This is a genomic window from Methanolapillus ohkumae (assembly GCF_032594355.1).
In the GTDB taxonomy this organism is placed as follows: Archaea; Halobacteriota; Methanosarcinia; order Methanosarcinales; family Methanosarcinaceae; genus Methanolapillus; species Methanolapillus ohkumae.
Genome location: NZ_CP131061.1, coordinates 759,450 through 775,728, shown reverse-complemented (window position 1 = coordinate 775,728; position 16,279 = coordinate 759,450). Strand labels below are relative to the sequence as shown.

16 protein-coding genes are annotated in these 16,279 nt (G+C 40.9%); 8 read left to right on the top strand and 8 right to left on the bottom strand.

Going from position 1 to position 16,279, the window contains the following annotated elements; translation table 11 throughout:
• Positions 1-14: 14 nt before the first annotated feature.
• Entirely contained in the window at positions 15-524 is a 510-nt protein-coding gene (locus tag MsAm2_RS03185) for a nitroreductase family protein (RefSeq protein WP_338098354.1), read from the top strand.
• An 88-nt stretch (positions 525-612) separates the two neighbouring features.
• On the opposite strand, the gene argF is transcribed toward MsAm2_RS03185, so the two are convergent.
• Together argF and purD are read right to left on the bottom strand one after the other, a co-directional pair.
• Entirely contained in the window at positions 613-1,527 is a 915-nt protein-coding gene (gene argF, locus MsAm2_RS03180; protein ID WP_338098500.1) for an ornithine carbamoyltransferase, read from the bottom strand.
• Between the two features lie 128 nt (positions 1,528-1,655).
• Entirely contained in the window at positions 1,656-2,975 is a 1,320-nt protein-coding gene (gene purD, locus MsAm2_RS03175) for a phosphoribosylamine--glycine ligase (RefSeq protein ID WP_338098353.1), read from the bottom strand.
• Between the two features lie 540 nt (positions 2,976-3,515).
• Between purD and MsAm2_RS03170 the strand changes: the two genes are divergently transcribed.
• Positions 3,516-4,052, top strand: a complete 537-nt coding sequence (locus MsAm2_RS03170) for a flavodoxin family protein (protein WP_338098352.1) — start codon at positions 3,516-3,518, stop codon at positions 4,050-4,052.
• Between the two features lie 594 nt (positions 4,053-4,646).
• Here the strand turns inward: MsAm2_RS03170 and MsAm2_RS03165 are convergent.
• Together MsAm2_RS03165 and trmY are read right to left on the bottom strand one after the other, a co-directional pair.
• Positions 4,647-4,829 (bottom strand): MarR family transcriptional regulator, encoded by a 183-nt coding sequence (locus tag MsAm2_RS03165; RefSeq protein ID WP_338098351.1) that lies wholly within the window; start codon positions 4,827-4,829, stop codon positions 4,647-4,649.
• Positions 4,830-4,990: 161 nt separating this feature from the next.
• The gene (gene trmY / locus MsAm2_RS03160) at positions 4,991-5,611 is read right to left on the bottom strand and encodes a tRNA (pseudouridine(54)-N(1))-methyltransferase TrmY (protein WP_338098499.1); all 621 of its coding nucleotides are present in this window, start codon (positions 5,609-5,611) and stop codon (positions 4,991-4,993) included.
• Between the two features lie 392 nt (positions 5,612-6,003).
• On the opposite strand from trmY, the gene MsAm2_RS03155 reads away from it, so the two are divergent.
• Positions 6,004-6,888: a Ppx/GppA phosphatase family protein gene (locus MsAm2_RS03155; protein WP_338098350.1), complete on the top strand. Its 885-nt coding sequence runs from the start codon at positions 6,004-6,006 to the stop codon at positions 6,886-6,888.
• 82 nt (positions 6,889-6,970) lie between these two features.
• Here MsAm2_RS03155 and MsAm2_RS03150 read toward each other — a convergent pair whose 3' ends face one another.
• Positions 6,971-7,750 (bottom strand): hypothetical protein, encoded by a 780-nt coding sequence (locus MsAm2_RS03150; protein ID WP_338098349.1) that lies wholly within the window; start codon positions 7,748-7,750, stop codon positions 6,971-6,973.
• Between MsAm2_RS03150 and MsAm2_RS03145 the strand changes: the two genes are divergently transcribed.
• Both MsAm2_RS03145 and MsAm2_RS03140 read left to right on the top strand, forming a co-directional pair.
• Entirely contained in the window at positions 7,731-8,540 is an 810-nt protein-coding gene (locus MsAm2_RS03145) for a Swt1 family HEPN domain-containing protein (protein WP_338098348.1), read from the top strand. The genes MsAm2_RS03150 and MsAm2_RS03145 overlap by 20 nt on opposite strands.
• Entirely contained in the window at positions 8,482-9,225 is a 744-nt protein-coding gene (locus tag MsAm2_RS03140) for a DUF2284 domain-containing protein (protein WP_338098347.1), read from the top strand. Before MsAm2_RS03145 ends, MsAm2_RS03140 begins: the two co-directional genes overlap by 59 nt.
• 96 nt (positions 9,226-9,321) lie before the next feature.
• On the opposite strand, the gene MsAm2_RS03135 is transcribed toward MsAm2_RS03140, so the two are convergent.
• The 3 genes from MsAm2_RS03135 to MsAm2_RS03125 all read right to left on the bottom strand — a co-directional run bounded on the left by MsAm2_RS03135 (position 9,322) and on the right by MsAm2_RS03125 (position 11,420).
• On the bottom strand, positions 9,322-10,668 hold the full coding sequence (locus tag MsAm2_RS03135; RefSeq protein ID WP_338098346.1) for an amidohydrolase family protein: 1,347 nt from the start codon (positions 10,666-10,668) through the stop codon (positions 9,322-9,324).
• Between the two features lie 247 nt (positions 10,669-10,915).
• Positions 10,916-11,185: an elongation factor 1-beta gene (locus tag MsAm2_RS03130; protein ID WP_338098345.1), complete on the bottom strand. Its 270-nt coding sequence runs from the start codon at positions 11,183-11,185 to the stop codon at positions 10,916-10,918.
• 73 nt (positions 11,186-11,258) lie between these two features.
• A complete protein-coding gene (locus tag MsAm2_RS03125; RefSeq protein WP_338098344.1) occupies positions 11,259-11,420 on the bottom strand; it encodes a zinc finger domain-containing protein in 162 nt (53 codons plus the stop codon).
• 704 nt (positions 11,421-12,124) lie between these two features.
• Between MsAm2_RS03125 and MsAm2_RS03120 the strand changes: the two genes are divergently transcribed.
• The 3 genes from MsAm2_RS03120 to dnaK all read left to right on the top strand — a co-directional run bounded on the left by MsAm2_RS03120 (position 12,125) and on the right by dnaK (position 15,845).
• Entirely contained in the window at positions 12,125-12,451 is a 327-nt protein-coding gene (locus tag MsAm2_RS03120; RefSeq protein ID WP_338098343.1) for a hypothetical protein, read from the top strand.
• A gap of 712 nt (positions 12,452-13,163) precedes the next feature.
• Positions 13,164-13,847: a nucleotide exchange factor GrpE gene (locus MsAm2_RS03115; RefSeq protein WP_338098342.1), complete on the top strand. Its 684-nt coding sequence runs from the start codon at positions 13,164-13,166 to the stop codon at positions 13,845-13,847.
• A 159-nt stretch (positions 13,848-14,006) separates the two neighbouring features.
• Positions 14,007-15,845 (top strand): molecular chaperone DnaK, encoded by a 1,839-nt coding sequence (dnaK, locus tag MsAm2_RS03110; RefSeq protein ID WP_338098341.1) that lies wholly within the window; start codon positions 14,007-14,009, stop codon positions 15,843-15,845.
• Positions 15,846-16,279 lie beyond the last annotated feature (434 nt).

Here is a 16,279-nt window from a genome sequence, read left to right as displayed (position 1 = left end):
AGGAGAGAAGGATTATGGATACGATAAAAGCTCTTTACACTCGAAGAAGCGTCCGAAAATTTCAAAATAAACCGGTTCCGATGAACTTGATTGAAGAAGCCGTCAAGGCGGCAATGTTTGCGCCGTCTGCCAAAAACCAACAGCCGTGGGAATTTATTATTGTGGACAAAAGAGAGATCTTGGATAAAATCCCATCATTCAGCCCGTATGCGGTCATGGTCAAAGGAGCGCCAGCCGGTGTTTTGGTGTGCTTTAACCGGGAATACGAATCCGCCGAAGGATTTTTCCCGCAAGATTTGGGCGCCGCCACCCAAAATTTACTGTTATCTCTTCATGCAAATGGCATTGGTGCCGTTTGGACCGGCGTATATCCCCGAGAAGACCGCGTGAATGGATTTATGGATTTGTTTAAACTGCCGCCCCAGGTCATCCCATTTGCGTTTGTCGTCATCGGATATCCGGAAAGCGAGTTGCCGGTGGCAGACAGATTCAAAAAAGAACGGGTTCATTACAACAAATGGTAACCGCAAAAGTTGAACAAAAAAATTTAAAAAAATAAATTCAGAAAAGAATTTAAAAAATAAATCCAAAAAAAGGCGGGAGATGATTAAATTATTCTCCCGCTAAAAGTTTGAGCAAAACCGCTTTTTGCGCATGAAGTCTGTTTTCCGCTTGGTCAAACACAACCGAGTGGGGGCCGTCAATCGCGCCCGCCGAAATTTCAAGGCCGCGGTGTGCCGGAAGGCAATGCATCACCAAAACGTCCGGCTTGGACACGGCAATCAATTCCTCGTTGATTTGGAAATTCTTAAAGTCTTTCAGACGCTTTTCTTCTTCCTCTTCATCGCCCATCGACACCCAAACATCGGTGTACAAAACATCCGCGTTTTTGGATGCTTCCAACGGATTATCCGTCACCGTTAAAATGCCGCCCAATTCTTTTGTTTTAATAACATATTTCTCATCCGGCTCATATCCTTTCGGACAAGCGACAACGATTTCCATTCCGACAATTGCGCAGGCCAGCATGAGCGAATTGCAAACATTGTTGCCGTCGCCGACCCAGACAAACTTCATGCCGGAAACCCTGTTTTTGTATTCCATAATCGTCATCAAATCCGCCAAAACCTGACAGGGATGTTCCTCGTCGGAAAGCGCGTTAATGACCGGAATAGAGGCGTTTTCGCTCAATTTGACCAACGTGTCATGCGAATAAACCCGTGCGATAATGCCGTGTAAATATCTGGACAAAACTTTCGCGGTATCTTCGACGGTTTCTCCGCGTCCGATTTGAATGTCATTGGAATTTAAATAAATCGCGTGTCCGCCGAGATCATTCATGCCGACTTCAAAAGAAACACGCGTCCGAGTCGATGATTTTTCAAAAATCATGCCCAAACTTTTGTTCCGAAGATGGTCGATGACTTTTCCCTGCCTCCTCTTTTCCTTAATTTCCGCCGCCAGGTCCAAAATTTCATAGATGTCTTCCAAAGACAAATCCGCCATCGAAATTAAATCTTTCACAATTAATACCTCCTTTCATTATGATTTTGCAGAATTCATTATTCATTATTCATTGTTCTCAAATCTTTTATTCACAAATTTTATTTTCGAATTTTTCGAAAAACTTTATTTCACGCTTTATCTCATATTTTTCAAATTTTTTTTCGAATTTCATTCATGTGATCAATTCTCTTTTGAACCAAAGCCGGGGTTCCGATGTCTTTTCTAAAGAAAAGAGCGCCTTGGATTCTTTTGTCTAAGATGGATTGGGAAACTTTCTCAGCATCTTCAATTGAATTCCCGAAACCGACAACACCGATTGCACGTGAACCGGTTGTCAAAATTTTCCCGTCTTTTTCATAAACGCTGGAATAATAAATGATGGAATTATCTGTCTTTTGTGCGCCCTCAATCACAATTTCGGAATCTGAAACCGGATTGTCCGGATAGCCTGTCGGAACCGCATATTTGCAAACCGTTGCTTTTTCGGCAAACCGGACCGAAATTCGGTCTAATGTCCCGGAAACGACGGCTTTCATCACTTCAACCATATCCGATTCGAGCAGAGAAAGAACATTCATGGCTTCCGGGTCACCAAATCGGGCGTTGTATTCAATCAATTTCGGACCGGCCTTGGTCAAAATGAATTGACCGTACAGGATACCTTTGTATTCTTCGCCGGTTTCTTTTGAAAAACAGTTGACTGTGTCTTGCATGATTTTCTTGGCTGTTTCATATTCGGCCGGAAGTAAAAAGGGCAGTAATTTTCCGGCGTCGGTATACGCTCCCATTCCACCGGTGTTTGGGCCTAAATCGCCCTCATACGCACGTTTGTGATCTTGGGCGGTTGGACAAAATGCCAGGTGTTTGCCGTCGACAAACGCTTGAAGCGTGAATTCTTCCCCGATGAAACGCTCTTCAATGACGACACTATCGGATTTTAAAACTTCTTTTGTGTATTCTTTGGCGGCGGCGATATCGGGAAGTTGGTCCCCCATCACTTTAACGCCTTTTCCGCCGGTGAGGCCTGCCGGTTTGACGGCAACATCACCCAATTGATCAATAAAATCGGCGGCCGGTTCGTAAGTTGAAAAAACAGCATATTTGGGATTTCCGTCGATGCCCCATTTTTCAATGAATTTGCGTGCCCATGCCTTGTCGGTTTCGATTTTGGCACAGTTCTTTTTGGGACCGACCGTCGGAATTCCGGCCGCCCAAAGCGCATCGGAGACACCGGCGGAAAGCGGGGCTTCCGGGCCGATAAAAGCCATGTCGATTCCGCTTTCCCGGGCGAAAGCCGCAATTTTAGGCGCGTCTTTTTCATCCGAGAGGAGAACTTCCGTTGCCAGCGAAAAAATGCCGGGGTTTTTCTTGGACATGACCGAATACAAAAGCGGCTTTTGCGGACTTTTTGAAAGAGAATAAGCTATCGCGTGCTCACGGCCGCCGCCGCCAACCAACAAAATTTTCATTGAAATTTCCTCTTTTAGTAAAATAAATATTGAAATGATTAAATGATTTTTCCGGTTTTTTAAAAAATAAATAATGTCATCTGATTCATTTTCATTTTTGGAAAAAAACTATAAAAAATCCGGGGTTTTTAAAATTGATAATGATAAAGTTTGAGATGTTTGAAGAAGAACTAAAACCGTTTGCAAAATAGATTGAGAATGGAATAAAACCGTTATACCTATTTAAGATTTCCGAAAAAGCATCCAAAAGACGAAAACCCGCTAAATCGCCAACAGATTTCAGCAAAATGAATTTGTCATTGGATAGTATCATCTCATCATTTTATTTTTATCATTTATCATTTATTATTTATCATTTATCATTCAACATGTTTTACTCAGCATAACTCCACTCAATCAAAAAATTTTTGACAAAAGATACGCATAAATACAAACCCGTTGTACTCTAAAAGAATAAAAACGGATTTAATGTATTTTCTCGTACGTTTTTTACATTTTTTCTTAAAATGTAATTATTTTTCATTTCAGAGGTGGAACCCAATGAAAATAATCGGACTCACGGCCAGTCCCCATGCCAACGGGAACACGGTCACTCTTGTTACAAAAATTCTTGAAAATGCCGCGTCCGGCGGCGCACAAACCAAACACTTGGATTTGGCAAAACTAAACATTTCGCCTTGTAAAGGCTGCAACTATTGTAAAGCGCATGAAGATTGTGTTCAAAAAGATGATTTCACCGACGTGATTTCCGAAATCAACTCATCCGACGGAATTGTCCTTGGAAGCCCGGTTTATTTCTCCGATATTTCCGCTCAGGAAAAATTGTTTATCGACCGGCTGTATTCTTGTGTGGACGCATCCTTTAAAACCAGAATTCCCCCGGGGAAAAAAATCGCCTTCATTTATTCTCAAAACACACCCGATCGGAAGGCATTTGATCAGCATTTCGCCAAATATGATTTTATTGCCGGCATGCTCGGCCTTCAATCGGTTGGACGGTTTGTTTCCGTCGGAGACGTCAAAAAGAGTCCGGCCGAAATTGACGGAGCGGTGGCGCTTGGAAAAAAATTGGCGTAAAAAAAAATTCCTCGCTGCGCTCGGAATTTTTCAAAAGGCGGGGGGACAACTTTCCTCTAAAATTCGCTGCGCGAATGTGCTCCCTTCGGTCGCAGTCGATCCATCTATTTTCTATTTTTTTTAATCCGATCAACCTCCTTTCCGATTAAATCAGATGCGAAACGCATCTGATTTAATCGGATTGTTTCCATAGGGAAAAGATGGGTGTTGACGAAATGTAATAGAAAATCGTAATATTGAAAAACAGCTGCAGCAACCATAAAAACAGTAAACAGACACAGCAACCATAAAAAATTAAAAAAAACGGACCTGATTTTTAAAAAAACATCTTTAAGAATGTGTCGCCATAACGCGCGCAAGCTGCTGCCTGCTCCATCCGGAACCTATCATTAAAATATCATTAAAATATCATTAAAATATCATTAAAATATCATTAAAATATCATTAAAATATCATTAAAATATCATTAAAATATCATTAAAAAAAAGCTACGGCGGCAAAGCCGCCGTCTCCGCGAAGCGGACTTAAGTAATAGTTGTCCCCCCGCCTTTTGAAAAATTCCGAGCGCAGCGAGGAATTTTTGTGGACAAAATTTTACTCTTCCGGCGCATAATAACATCGCTGAGGGGAACAAACCAATCCTTGTTTTTTGAGGGAATTGATAATCTTTGTCACTTCTTTTTTGTCCATTCCGCTGATTTCCTCAATTTCCGATTGCTTGACCGGCTTTCCGATATGTTTCATATGGTTCAAAATAATTTCTTCTTCAGGCGTCATTTTTATCCTCTTTTTCATTGGTTGGAATAAAATATTAAAACAAAGAAAAAAGTCAATTCATATTTATATATTTTTATGTGAATTTTTAATTTTGTGGCATTTAGTGTTTTTGTGATATTTACATTTTATGATTTACATTTTAAGATTTATGTTTGCGAGAATTAATCTTTCATTTCATTTCTTTTGGACTCTTTTCTGTCGGCCTGATTCAAAATTATCGTAATGCATTGACTGGACAGAAGAGAGATCGGTCCGACAGAAATCCTGACCGCACCCGTTTTTTCAATCAGCATCTCATCTTCTTCAAAAACCCCCTGATTGTCACCCAAAATAAAAACAGGATCGTCCAACGATAAAAATTCGGAGCCGAAAATATCGCTTCCGTCTTCCCTCAAATAAACAAGAGTTCTGCCCTTGTTTTTGAATTCTTCCAGAAGAAGAGCTAAATGACCGCCCCGGACAAAAACGCCGGGGGTGGATTCTTTTTCAACATCCGTGACGTCCAATAAAAGCGCTTTTTGAATCAAAGAACCGGAACTGCGCTCATCCGGGTTGAGCGAACGAAGCGTCGCGCCGCAAAACCGGATAATTTTTTCAGGACCGGGCGGTCCTTTAAGAAGAAGATGAACATTTACATCCCGACGCATCCCAAAAGAAATAAAAAGAGCAGCGGTTACACACCGGCATAAAACATCCATCCGGCCGGCCGAGCCCGGAAGATCGTTTAAAGAAATTTTCCCGCCGGTGACCGCTTTATTTCCGATAATCACAAAATCTTTCATGACCGTTAAACAGCAAACAAACATATAAAACGTAAAGATGCCGGCAAAAATTAACCGACCAAAATCACTCAAAAATGACTCATCCAAAAAAGATTCGTCTAAAAAATCATCCGCCCTGTTTTTGCAGAAAAAACGGCAGAAATATAAAAACAAAGTACGCAAAAGTTTTAAACATTTTGAAAGACTGACAACTATAATAAGTTCCGGAACAATCCGGCTTTATTGTTTTTACGGCAGTTCTTGGTCTGAAATTGCCGCTTTCATTCATTGATTTTATTTTATATTGTTGTTTTATATTGTTTATATTGATTTGTTGAGTTTTTGGAAATATTTATTTATTTTTTGTTTTTAGGTTTGTTTTTAAGTTACAGTCATTCAAATAGGGGTTTGGAATGTTATTTGCGACAATTGATATCGGTTCAAACGCGGTTCGCCTGTTGCTCACAAATGTTGAAATTGTGGAAAACAATGCTGTTTTTGAGAGGCTGACCCTTCTTCGAATCCCGATCCGGTTGGGAGACGACGCCTTTATCCGCGGAAAAATATCGGACGACAAAGTCAAAACTTTGGTCAAAACCATGTGCGGTTTTCGTGAAATCATGGATGGTTTTAATGTCATGGACAGCATGGCTTGCGCCACATCCGCACTTCGGGAAGCAAGAAACCGGGATGATATTGTCAAAAAGATTAAAAAAGAATCCGGAATCGACATTAAAATCATCGATGGAAAACGGGAAGCAAAATTGATTTATGCCAACCATATCGAAAAGAATTTTGACCCGTCCAAACGCTACCTTTACATTGATGTCGGCGGAGGCAGTACCGAAATTACCTATGTCGGTGATGGCAAACGCAAATCCAAATCATTTAATGTCGGCGCGATTCGGCTCAAAGAAGGATTGGTGCTTAAAGAAACATGGGACGACATGAATCAATGGCTGGACAAAAACATTCCGAAGGAAAACGTCATTGGAATCGGAAGTGGCGGAAATATCAGCAGCCTTTATCTTTTGGCTAAAAAAATCAACAACGATCCGCTTCAATATGAGGAACTTAAAACGCTTTGCCAAACCATCAACGGATATTCTTTTGAGGACAGAATTACGGAACTCGGACTCAAACCGGACCGCGCCGACGTGATCATTCCAGCCTGTCGGATTTATCTCAGTATTATGAAAACATGCGGCATTCAAACAATGCACGCACCGATTATCGGTTTGTCAGACGGAATGGTCCACGAACTTTATCAAAAACACAAGAAAAAATTTATCGAATAATTCAATCATAAATTTAACCATAAATTTAATTTAAATATTCCAATAAAATTATCGACTCAATCAGAAAACAGGAAGCACAAATTCAAAAGCATCCGGGAAATTTTTGGAGAATAAACATGGCCGAAAAAAAAACATTTAACGCTTTTTTAAAAGACACGCTTTCCTCCATCGGCGGCGGAAAAAAAGTATCAAATTCAAAATCCGCTTCAACCGCAGCAAAGGCACAGGCAAAACAGGCAACAAAAACACAGGCAAAACCAGCAGCAAAGACACAGGCAAAACCGGCAACAAAAACACAGGCAAAACAGGCAGCAGAGACACAGGCAAAACAGGCAACAAAAACACAGGCAAAACAGGCAACAAAAACACAGGCAAAACCGGCAGCAAAAACACAGGCAAAACAGGCAACAAAAACACAGGCAAAACAGGCAACAAAAACACAGGCAAAACAGGCAACAAAAACACAGGCAAAACCGGCAACAAAAACACAGGCAAAACCGACAACAAAAACACAGGCAAAACAGGCAGCAAAGACACAGGCAAAACAGGCAGCAAAGACACAGGCAAAACCGGTGTCCAACACCGCCGCTAAAACGGTAACAAAAACAATAACGAAAGAAACATCAAAAATACCAATGAAAACACCAAAAGCAACTTCCAAGCCTGCTGCTAAAACTGTTTCCAACTCTTCTGTAAGATCCGTGCCTGTGATTTCTTCGAAATCACAAGCAAGACCGACTGCGGCAAAAGCCGATATAAAATCCGCTGCAAAACCTGCAAAACCGGCATCCGGCCCTTCTTCTTTCAAATCCGAAAAAAAGGCAGTTCCGCTTTCCGGAACGATGTCTAAGCCGGACAACATCCGGTTTTACATTTATCAAAATCACTTCCGGCCGGCGAAAATGAAAGGACAGAATAAAGTCATAATTCGGGCGGGTGACATTCATTCGGAAATGGGGCTCAAATCCGACATTCCGGCGGTTTGCTCAGCCATGAAAACCAGAATCGACCAACTGTACGACGTGGAAATTCTAGACATTATCCCAAAAACCGGAAACTCAACCGGTTTGACCGTGAAGTATGATTTGAGAAATTTGTACATGGAAGAAACGGCATCCGCAAAAAAAGAAAGTACAACCGCGCCGAAAAAAGAAAAAACAGGTACTGCCGCGGAGAACGGATACTTGGTCTTAAGAGAATTGGAAGAAAAACTCCGGCTCTTTGTATCCGATCGGGTGGAAGCCCGCTTTGGAAAAGAATGGTGGAGGGGAACCGACATGAGCTTTTTGGCGGACCGCTGGAATGAACGCCGGATTATGAATGATCGGACCAATACCGCCAAAAAAAGAAATATCCACGAAGCGCTGATTAATTATGCAAGTTTTAGCGACTACCGCCGAATCATCAACAATCCCTTCGCATGGGAAGCCTTTGAAGAATATTTCCCCGACCGCGGCTGGATTATTCAGCGGTTAAAAGAACTCGATCCGGTCAGAAACGCGGTGATGCACCACACCGCTTTGGAAGAAGATGATTTTATTCGGCTGAATTTGTACTCCCGCGACATTTTTAAAATTATCGATAAATGGGAAAATGAAAAAACAACCGGAAAATCCAAAAAGGCAAGCAGATCAAATAAATCCGGCAAATAATCCGGCCGGAAAAATTACAATATACGACAATTGCAACAGCAATTGCAACAGCAAATACAAGAATGAATTCTTAAATGAAAGAGGAGGAAATTTTTTGAGCCGGATTTTGGAAAAGGATATGGAGAATGTCGGATTGTTTTTAATCGCATCCAAAGAAGCCGGTGCTTCCGACGCATTTTTTATTGACGCGGAGAATATTGTCGTCGACGATCGTGTCCGCCTCAAATGTTTTGTTCCGCTTTGCCGCCACTATGGCGATTTGGTGTGTCCACCCAACGTGCCGACACCGGATGAATTCCGGAAATATTTATCATGTTACCGTTTTGGAATCATGCTTTCGACAGAATACAATAATCCGCCCAAACCGCCATCCCTTGCGGAATCGCAAGATGTGTCCCGAGAAATCCGAAAAAAATCAACGGATTTGTCGGAAATTTTACTCAAACTGGAAAGCTTGTCCCTTCAAAAAGGCTACCGGTTCGCCGCCGGATTTACAGGTGGCAGCTGTCATTATTGCGACAAATGCGTAAAAACCGGACAAGAATGCAAAACGCCTTACAAAGCTCGGCCGTCCATGGAAGCGGTAGGAGTGGACGTTGTCGGAACGCTTCAAAATATCGGTGTATTTTTGGAGTTTCCCGTCAGCGACAAAATCAAATGGTGGGGACTTCTTCTGGTGGATTAAAGTTTGCGGTTTTTATTTTTGGCGCTGCCGCACGTTATCACACCGGATTTTTTGAAAAAAAAATTACAAAAAAACGGAACTTTTTTATTTTGCCGCTTAAAGCATTTTATTTTTGTCTTTGACCCGCTTCACCAAATTTTGAGCGCATTCATGTGCGTTTTTCATGACTTCATATTCATCCAAAACCAAAATCTTATAGTCTTCCATAAGGATTTTGCCGTCGACGATCATTGTTTTAACATCGCTGCCGGACGCCGAATAAACCAAGTGGGAATAAATATCAAAAATCGGGATCGCATTTGCTTTTTTAAGATCGATGAGAATCAAGTCAGCTTTGTTTCCCGGTTTTAAAACGCCGGTCTTTTTGTCAATCACTTGCGCCCCGTTTTTCGTTGCCATTTCCACAACGGTTTTTGCGGGAAGTGCGGTCGGATCTTTTGTATCCAGCTTTTGAAGAAGTGCCGCTGTTTTCATTTCTTCAAACATGTTGAGATTGTTGTTGGACGCGCAGCCATCCGTTCCAAGAGTCACCAAAACGCCGGCTTGAATCATTTTTTGAATCGGGGCGATTCCGGACGCGAGTTTCATATTGCTGATCGGATTATGAGAGACTGTGACGCCTTTTTCAGCAAAAATTTTGATGTCCCCCTCCGACATCCAAACCGAATGCGCCGCCAAAATCGGAAGGGAGGATTTATCACTTCCCGGCAAGCGTGTGTCCCAAAATCCGACGGAATCCAAATGGTGAACCGAGCAGACCCCGTAATTCTTTTTCATGGTGTTGAGTTCGTCTTCCGTTTCCAAAACGTGAATGTGAACACCCACCCCGTCCCGCTCAGCCGCTTTTTTGACTTTGGCGATGAATTCTTTGGAACAGGTGTTGGGCGCGTGCGGGCCATACATTGTGGTAATCCTTCCGTTTGCTTTTCCTTGCCATTCCCGAACCAATCGCTCGCCTTTAATGAATTCGGCGTTGCCACGTTCTTCATCAAAGAGTTCAATCATGCCATAAGATAAACATCCGCGGATTCCTGATTTTTCGACAGCTTTGGCAGTTTCGTCCATGAAAAAATACATGTCACAAAAAGCGGTCGTTCCAAAGCGAATCATTTCCAAGCATCCCAAAAGAGATCCCCAGTAAACATCTTCCGCCGTCAATTCCGCTTCCGCCGGCCAAATTTCTTTTTCCAGCCAATCTTTTAAGATCATGTCGTCCGCATAGCCGCGCAAAAGTGTCATTCCCAGATGCGTATGCGTATTGGAAAGTCCCGGCATAACTAAAGAGCCGGCTGCGTCAATAATTTTGTCGTAATTGCCCGAAATTGGTGTTCCGGCTCCGATTTTAGAAATGAATTCATTGTCAATGACAATGTATCCGTTTTGAATTTCGCCGCAGCTGTCATCCAAAGTTAAAATACGCGCGTTTTTGATCAGAATGAACATGAAACAAGCCTCCTCTTTATGAAATGATTGAGAATTTAAAAATGAATAAATCAAAATTTAAAAATAAAAAATCAATTTCAAGTGCAAAAATTAAATTCGTTTCCTATTTTAATAATTTTTCGAATCAGAAATGACAAAAGAAGATTTTAAAAAATATATGAAAGTTGTTATAGAAATAAAAAAAGCAATTTTTCATAATTGAAAAATTGCGGCTGACTTTAAAAAATGAAAACGGAAGAATTTATAATTAAATTCTATCCAATTCCAAAATTTGGAATCCGGCAACTCCCGGAATCTTTTCAAATTCGGCTTCGACGGTTTCTGTTCCACCTTCGCCGTCTTCGACAATAACCGTGACGATCAGGGCTTTTAAACCAAAAGCAATCGGCTGCTCAACAATTTCGCCGTTGAGTGTGGCACCGGCCGGGAGGGCGGATTTTATTTTTTGTTTCAACGCATTTAAATCCGTGTCAACGTCTTCCGGCATAATTTTGAATTTTGCTGCGACACCGCTCATATTTTTCACCTTCGAGTTATGAATTTATAGATTTATAAATTTAAGAATTATGTAAATGAAATTGTTTTTTAAATTACGGACCGACAAATCCGCATTTGCATTCATACAGGTTGCCGAGAACACGGCAGGCTTGGCATCTTCCGATTTCTTCGCCGCATTTCGGGCAGGGGAATCTGACGCTTCCTTCTTCGACAAGACGGATTTCACAGGTGGTACAGTTATCGGTTTTTCTCATAGGTATTCCTCAATAGTTTTTTGTAAAACAAATCATTCTAACCTTTCATTTAATAAATGATCAGATAATTAAAACTAAAACGAAAACGGTCGACATACAGGACCGCTGACATCCGCAATAGGTAAGACAAAATGAAATGATAGTTGGTAACAAGCAAACTACCATTTAACTTTTATGCATGAAATGACGGATTTGTGAAGTCATGAAGTGTATTCAAAAGAATATAAAGGTTTTTATTCATAAAGCGTGAGTTTTTTAAAAAAAGATTTTCATTCTTTTTGCCCGATTTCTTATTTTTGCCGAAATGGAGGCAGCATCTTATTTATATCTGTGAAATACTTATATATGAAAAATATATGTTGCTTATATTGAAAAATAAGTAAAAAGAAGTAAGTCTGCCACAGTTTACTTTCCTTTTATTTTACATGCTTTCCCTTTACGTCTTGCACTTTCCCTTTACGTTATGTACTTTCCCTTTGCTTTATACATTTGATTTTTCATTTGTTTTGATTTTATTTTAGATTTATTTTAATTTCCATTCACACAAATTCAGTCGACAATTCATTCCCAATTCAAAGGTGGTGTCCTTTATCGCAACCAAAAGATATTCCAATCGTTCCAATCAAAAAAATTACTTCAATTTTTCATCTTTAAAAAATAATTACGTCAAAACGTTTGCATTATCGCTGCTTATGGCGTTTTTTATGGTTTTTACATTGTACGGCCTTTATGGGATGCTGGCCGTAAGAGATATTCCAATTCCGATTGCTGTCGTTTTATTAATTTTTGCCGTTTTATTTGTCATCGGCTATGAGTTTTTTGATTCCAAACTGTCCAATCGAATGTCAGCGCTTGGGATCGGATTTGTGTTTTCGTTATTTTTGACAATCATCATTCTTTCCCTGGTTAATTTTGCTCTGATGGCTTACCAAGGAGATGTCACCGGAATCGGATGGGACAAATTCATTATTGTTTTTGCGGTCAGTCTGATTGCCTCCGTTTTGATTTTGAAATATGTTGAAAATTATTAAATCCTTTAGAATTAAAAAATGAGAACGGTTTTTACATAAATGTAAAAACCGGCTTTTTTTGCAGGAATTGTCCTTACGCCACTTGCATGCGTTACGGTATTGTTTTTGGTTTTTTAGCAAAACCAAAAGACAAGTTTATTATTTAGTTATTGATTATTTGCTTTCCGGATTTGCTTTATTACTGTTTTGTTTTTATGGTAGTCTTGTTTTTGTTTTTGTTTTTATGGTTTTTTGTTTTGTTTTTGTTTTGTTTTTGTTTTTGTTTTGTTTTTGTTTTGTTTTTGTTTTTGTTTTGTTTTTGTTTTTATGGTTTTTTGTTTTGTTTTTGTTTTTGTTTTTATGGTTTTTTATCATTCATTTTTAACTCAAATGGAAACGATACATTTATTTAATTTGTTTTTATATAACACACATTATATTTTTGAAGTGGAGTCGTATTTAATGATACTTTGGGACTTTTGAGATTTCCAGATATTTGATATAAATCCCGGGATTCTCCCGGACAAACGGGCAAAATAATGTACAAAATAATGCACAAACCAATATACAAAAATTCAAAAACGCTTCTATAATAAATGATACTAACCTTTGGTTAGTATTTCTTCTGTTTCTTTTATTTTTTTAATTTCTAAGATATAATACGATAACTATTTATACTATAAATCCTTTTAAGATTTTGTTTAACCCGACCAAAAGAGTGAGGCTGTAGAAAATGGCTGAAGAAAAAAAAGATGATAAGTGTTTCTCCGATTCCCCAGCGGACGTTGATCAAAATACGGACGATGCGGAAGAAAAAACTTCCGACCGGGGCTGCGGCTGCGGTCAAAACGGCGGAAATGGAGGGGGCCATCATGACCATCCAAAGAAATGTCATAAATCCGGAAAAACCGGCAAATCCGATCCAAAAAATTTGGAAGAGATCGAATCTTTAAATGCGGAAAATGCCGCTTTGACCCAAAGAGTGGAGGAATTGACAAACAAATATTTGTTAATGGCTGCAGACTTTGACAATTATCGAAAGAGAAATGCGAAACAAATGGAGGAAACCCGAAAATTTGCGATGGAACCCTTAATTATGGATATGATTGAAGTGGCGGACAACTTTGAACGAGCAGTCTTATCCACCTCAAAAACCGAAAAAAACACAAGTGGTGCCTTGATGGAAGGTTTAAAAAACATCCACCGGCAATTCATGTCTATTTTGGAGTCTTACGGTGTTGCGCAAATCCAAGCGGCGCCCGGAACGGAATTTGACCCGGCGCTGCATGAATCCGTCACCCAAGTCGAAACATGCGATTATCCGGACGGCGCAATCGTCTGCGTGTTTTCCCCGGGATACACCTTGCATTCAAAAGTCATCCGACCGGCAACGGTTTCTGTGGCAACCAATGGCTGAATCGAAAAAAGCCGAAAAATAAAAATAAGAAGTTCAGAAATAAAAATAAGAAGTTCAGAAATAAAAATCAAAATAATCACATATCTTACAAAATTAAAATTCATTACGAAACTTGACAAAACAATAATCCAAATAAAATTCAACAACAGGTGAATAAATATGGCAAAAATTTTAGGAATAGACCTTGGTACAACCAACTCTTGTATGGCAATTATGGAAGGCGGCGAGCCGACAGTTCTTCCCAATGCGGAAGGTGCCCGGACAACTCCGTCTGTTGTCGGCTTCTCTAAAAAAGGAGAAAGACTTGTCGGACAAATCGCAAAAAGACAAGCGGTTTCCAACTCCCAAAACACTGTCCAATCTATAAAAAGACATATGGGCGACGCCAATTACCGCGTGACTCTTGGCGGAAAACCATACACTCCGCAAGAAGTCTCTTCTATGATTCTTCAAAAATTAAAAGCGGATGCTGAAGCCTACTTGGGAGAAACCATCACCCAAGCGGTCATCACCGTTCCGGCCTACTTTAACGACGCACAACGGCAAGCCACCAAAGACGCCGGAAAGATTGCGGGCCTGGAGGTCCTTCGTATCATCAACGAACCGACCGCTGCCGCATTGGCTTATGGACTGGACAAAGAAGAGGGGTCCAAAGACCAAAAAATATTGGTTTACGACTTGGGCGGCGGAACGTTTGACGTGTCCATTTTGGAACTCGGCGACGGAATCTTTGAAGTATTGGCCACCAGCGGAGACACCCGCCTCGGCGGTGACGACTTTGACAACCGCATTGTCGACCATCTTGTCGCGGAATTTAAAAAATCCCACGGCGTGGATTTGTCCAAAGACTTGGCTGCCCTTCAACGCTTAAAAGACGCGGCCGAAAAAGCCAAAATCGAACTCTCCGGCGTGACCAGTACCAACATCAATTTACCGTTCATCGCGCTTGGACCCGACGGCGACCAACTCCACATGGATGCGGACTTGACCCGGGCTCAATTCGAGAAAATGACCGCGGACTTGTTGGAAAAGACCACCGTGTCCTTAAAACAGGCCTTAGGCGACTCCAAATTATCCATTGACAAAATTGACAAAGTGATCTTAGTCGGTGGTTCCACAAGAATGCCGGCCGTTGTCGACTTGATTGAGAAATTCACGAGCAAAAAACCGTACAAAAACATTAACCCGGACGAAGCCGTCGCTGTCGGCGCCGCGATTCAAGCCGGCGTTTTGTCCGGAGAAATCAAAGATGTGCTTCTCCTCGACGTCATTCCACTCACCTTGGGAATTGAAACCCTCGGCGGCGTGTCAACCCCGCTCATTGAGAGAAACACAACCATTCCGACCAAGAAAAGCCAAATATTTTCAACGGCCGGCGACAACCAAACGTCTGTTGAAATCCACGTTCTCCAAGGAGAACGCAGTGTGGCATCCGGTAACAAAACGCTGGGAAGATTTATCCTGGACGGAATCCCGCCGGCACCGCGCGGTATTCCGCAAATTGAAGTGACCTTTGACATTGACGCCAACGGAATTTTGCATGTCGGCGCCAAGGATCTTGGAACCGGAAAGAAACAATCCATCACCATTCAAAAGCCGGGCGGATTGTCCGAAGAAGAAATTAAACGCATGGTCAAGGATGCCGAACTTCACGCCGACGAAGACCGGAAGAAGAAAGAAGAAATCGAAATCCGCAACAATGCCGAATCTTTAATTAACGCCGCCGAAAAAGCGGTGACCCAAGCCGGTGATGTTGTGGAAGTGACGGACGATCAAAAGAAAGCCGTCGAAGAAGCCGTTGCCGAACTTCGGTCTGCCTTAAACAGCGGTTCGGACGTGGAACTCATCAAGAGCAAGACGGAAAAACTGGAACAAGCTGTTTACCCGATTTCCGAAGCCATCTACAAAAAAGCATCCGAAGCCGCGCAACAACAACAAAGCGCCGGCGGAAAAGTAGAAGACACTGTCGTCGATGCCGAATATGAAGACAAAAAATAATAACAGATAATCAAAAATAATCAATAAAAAATCAATAAAAAATCCCATTGACCGATTTATAAAACCGGTTCAAAACCAACCCATTTGAAAAACCCCGAAAAACGAAAAAAATAAAGAATAAAAATAAAAAACGGCAACCCCATACGGAAAAACTCCATAAATAAACCACAAAACACACCAAAGAGGAACATTCATGACAGCTTTTCGGCAGACATGTGTGTTCCTTTTTTTATCAAAAAAATCAAAAATGCTTTTATCGGATGCTTTATATTACGGTATCTATATGTATCATTTTTATTTCATTAATTTGAATTTATTTGACTTTCATGATTAATATTCATCCATTCATCACATCCCGTTATTTATTACATTACCATTTGCTACAACCGTTTGTTACAACCGTTTGTTACAACCGTATGTTACATTACCGTATG

Bases quoted from the DNA above. Each gene is read 5' to 3' on its own strand.
- dnaK (WP_338098341.1), top strand. From the start codon at position 14,007: ATGGCAAAAATTTTAGGAATAGACCTTGGTACAACCAACTCTTGTATG.
- MsAm2_RS03145 (WP_338098348.1), top strand. From the start codon at position 7,731: ATGTCTAAGCCGGACAACATCCGGTTTTACATTTATCAAAATCACTTC.
- purD (WP_338098353.1), bottom strand. From the start codon at position 2,975: ATGAAAATTTTGTTGGTTGGCGGCGGCGGCCGTGAGCACGCGATAGCT.
- trmY (WP_338098499.1), bottom strand. From the start codon at position 5,611: ATGAAAGATTTTGTGATTATCGGAAATAAAGCGGTCACCGGCGGGAAA.
- MsAm2_RS03170 (WP_338098352.1), top strand. From the start codon at position 3,516: ATGAAAATAATCGGACTCACGGCCAGTCCCCATGCCAACGGGAACACG.
- MsAm2_RS03150 (WP_338098349.1), bottom strand. From the start codon at position 7,750: ATGTTGTCCGGCTTAGACATCGTTCCGGAAAGCGGAACTGCCTTTTTT.
- MsAm2_RS03120 (WP_338098343.1), top strand. From the start codon at position 12,125: ATGGTTTTTACATTGTACGGCCTTTATGGGATGCTGGCCGTAAGAGAT.
- MsAm2_RS03140 (WP_338098347.1), top strand. From the start codon at position 8,482: ATGAAAAAACAACCGGAAAATCCAAAAAGGCAAGCAGATCAAATAAAT.
- MsAm2_RS03135 (WP_338098346.1), bottom strand. From the start codon at position 10,668: ATGTTCATTCTGATCAAAAACGCGCGTATTTTAACTTTGGATGACAGC.
- MsAm2_RS03115 (WP_338098342.1), top strand. From the start codon at position 13,164: ATGGCTGAAGAAAAAAAAGATGATAAGTGTTTCTCCGATTCCCCAGCG.
- MsAm2_RS03185 (WP_338098354.1), top strand. From the start codon at position 15: ATGGATACGATAAAAGCTCTTTACACTCGAAGAAGCGTCCGAAAATTT.
- MsAm2_RS03155 (WP_338098350.1), top strand. From the start codon at position 6,004: ATGTTATTTGCGACAATTGATATCGGTTCAAACGCGGTTCGCCTGTTG.
- MsAm2_RS03125 (WP_338098344.1), bottom strand. From the start codon at position 11,420: ATGAGAAAAACCGATAACTGTACCACCTGTGAAATCCGTCTTGTCGAA.
- MsAm2_RS03165 (WP_338098351.1), bottom strand. From the start codon at position 4,829: ATGACGCCTGAAGAAGAAATTATTTTGAACCATATGAAACATATCGGA.
- MsAm2_RS03130 (WP_338098345.1), bottom strand. From the start codon at position 11,185: ATGAGCGGTGTCGCAGCAAAATTCAAAATTATGCCGGAAGACGTTGAC.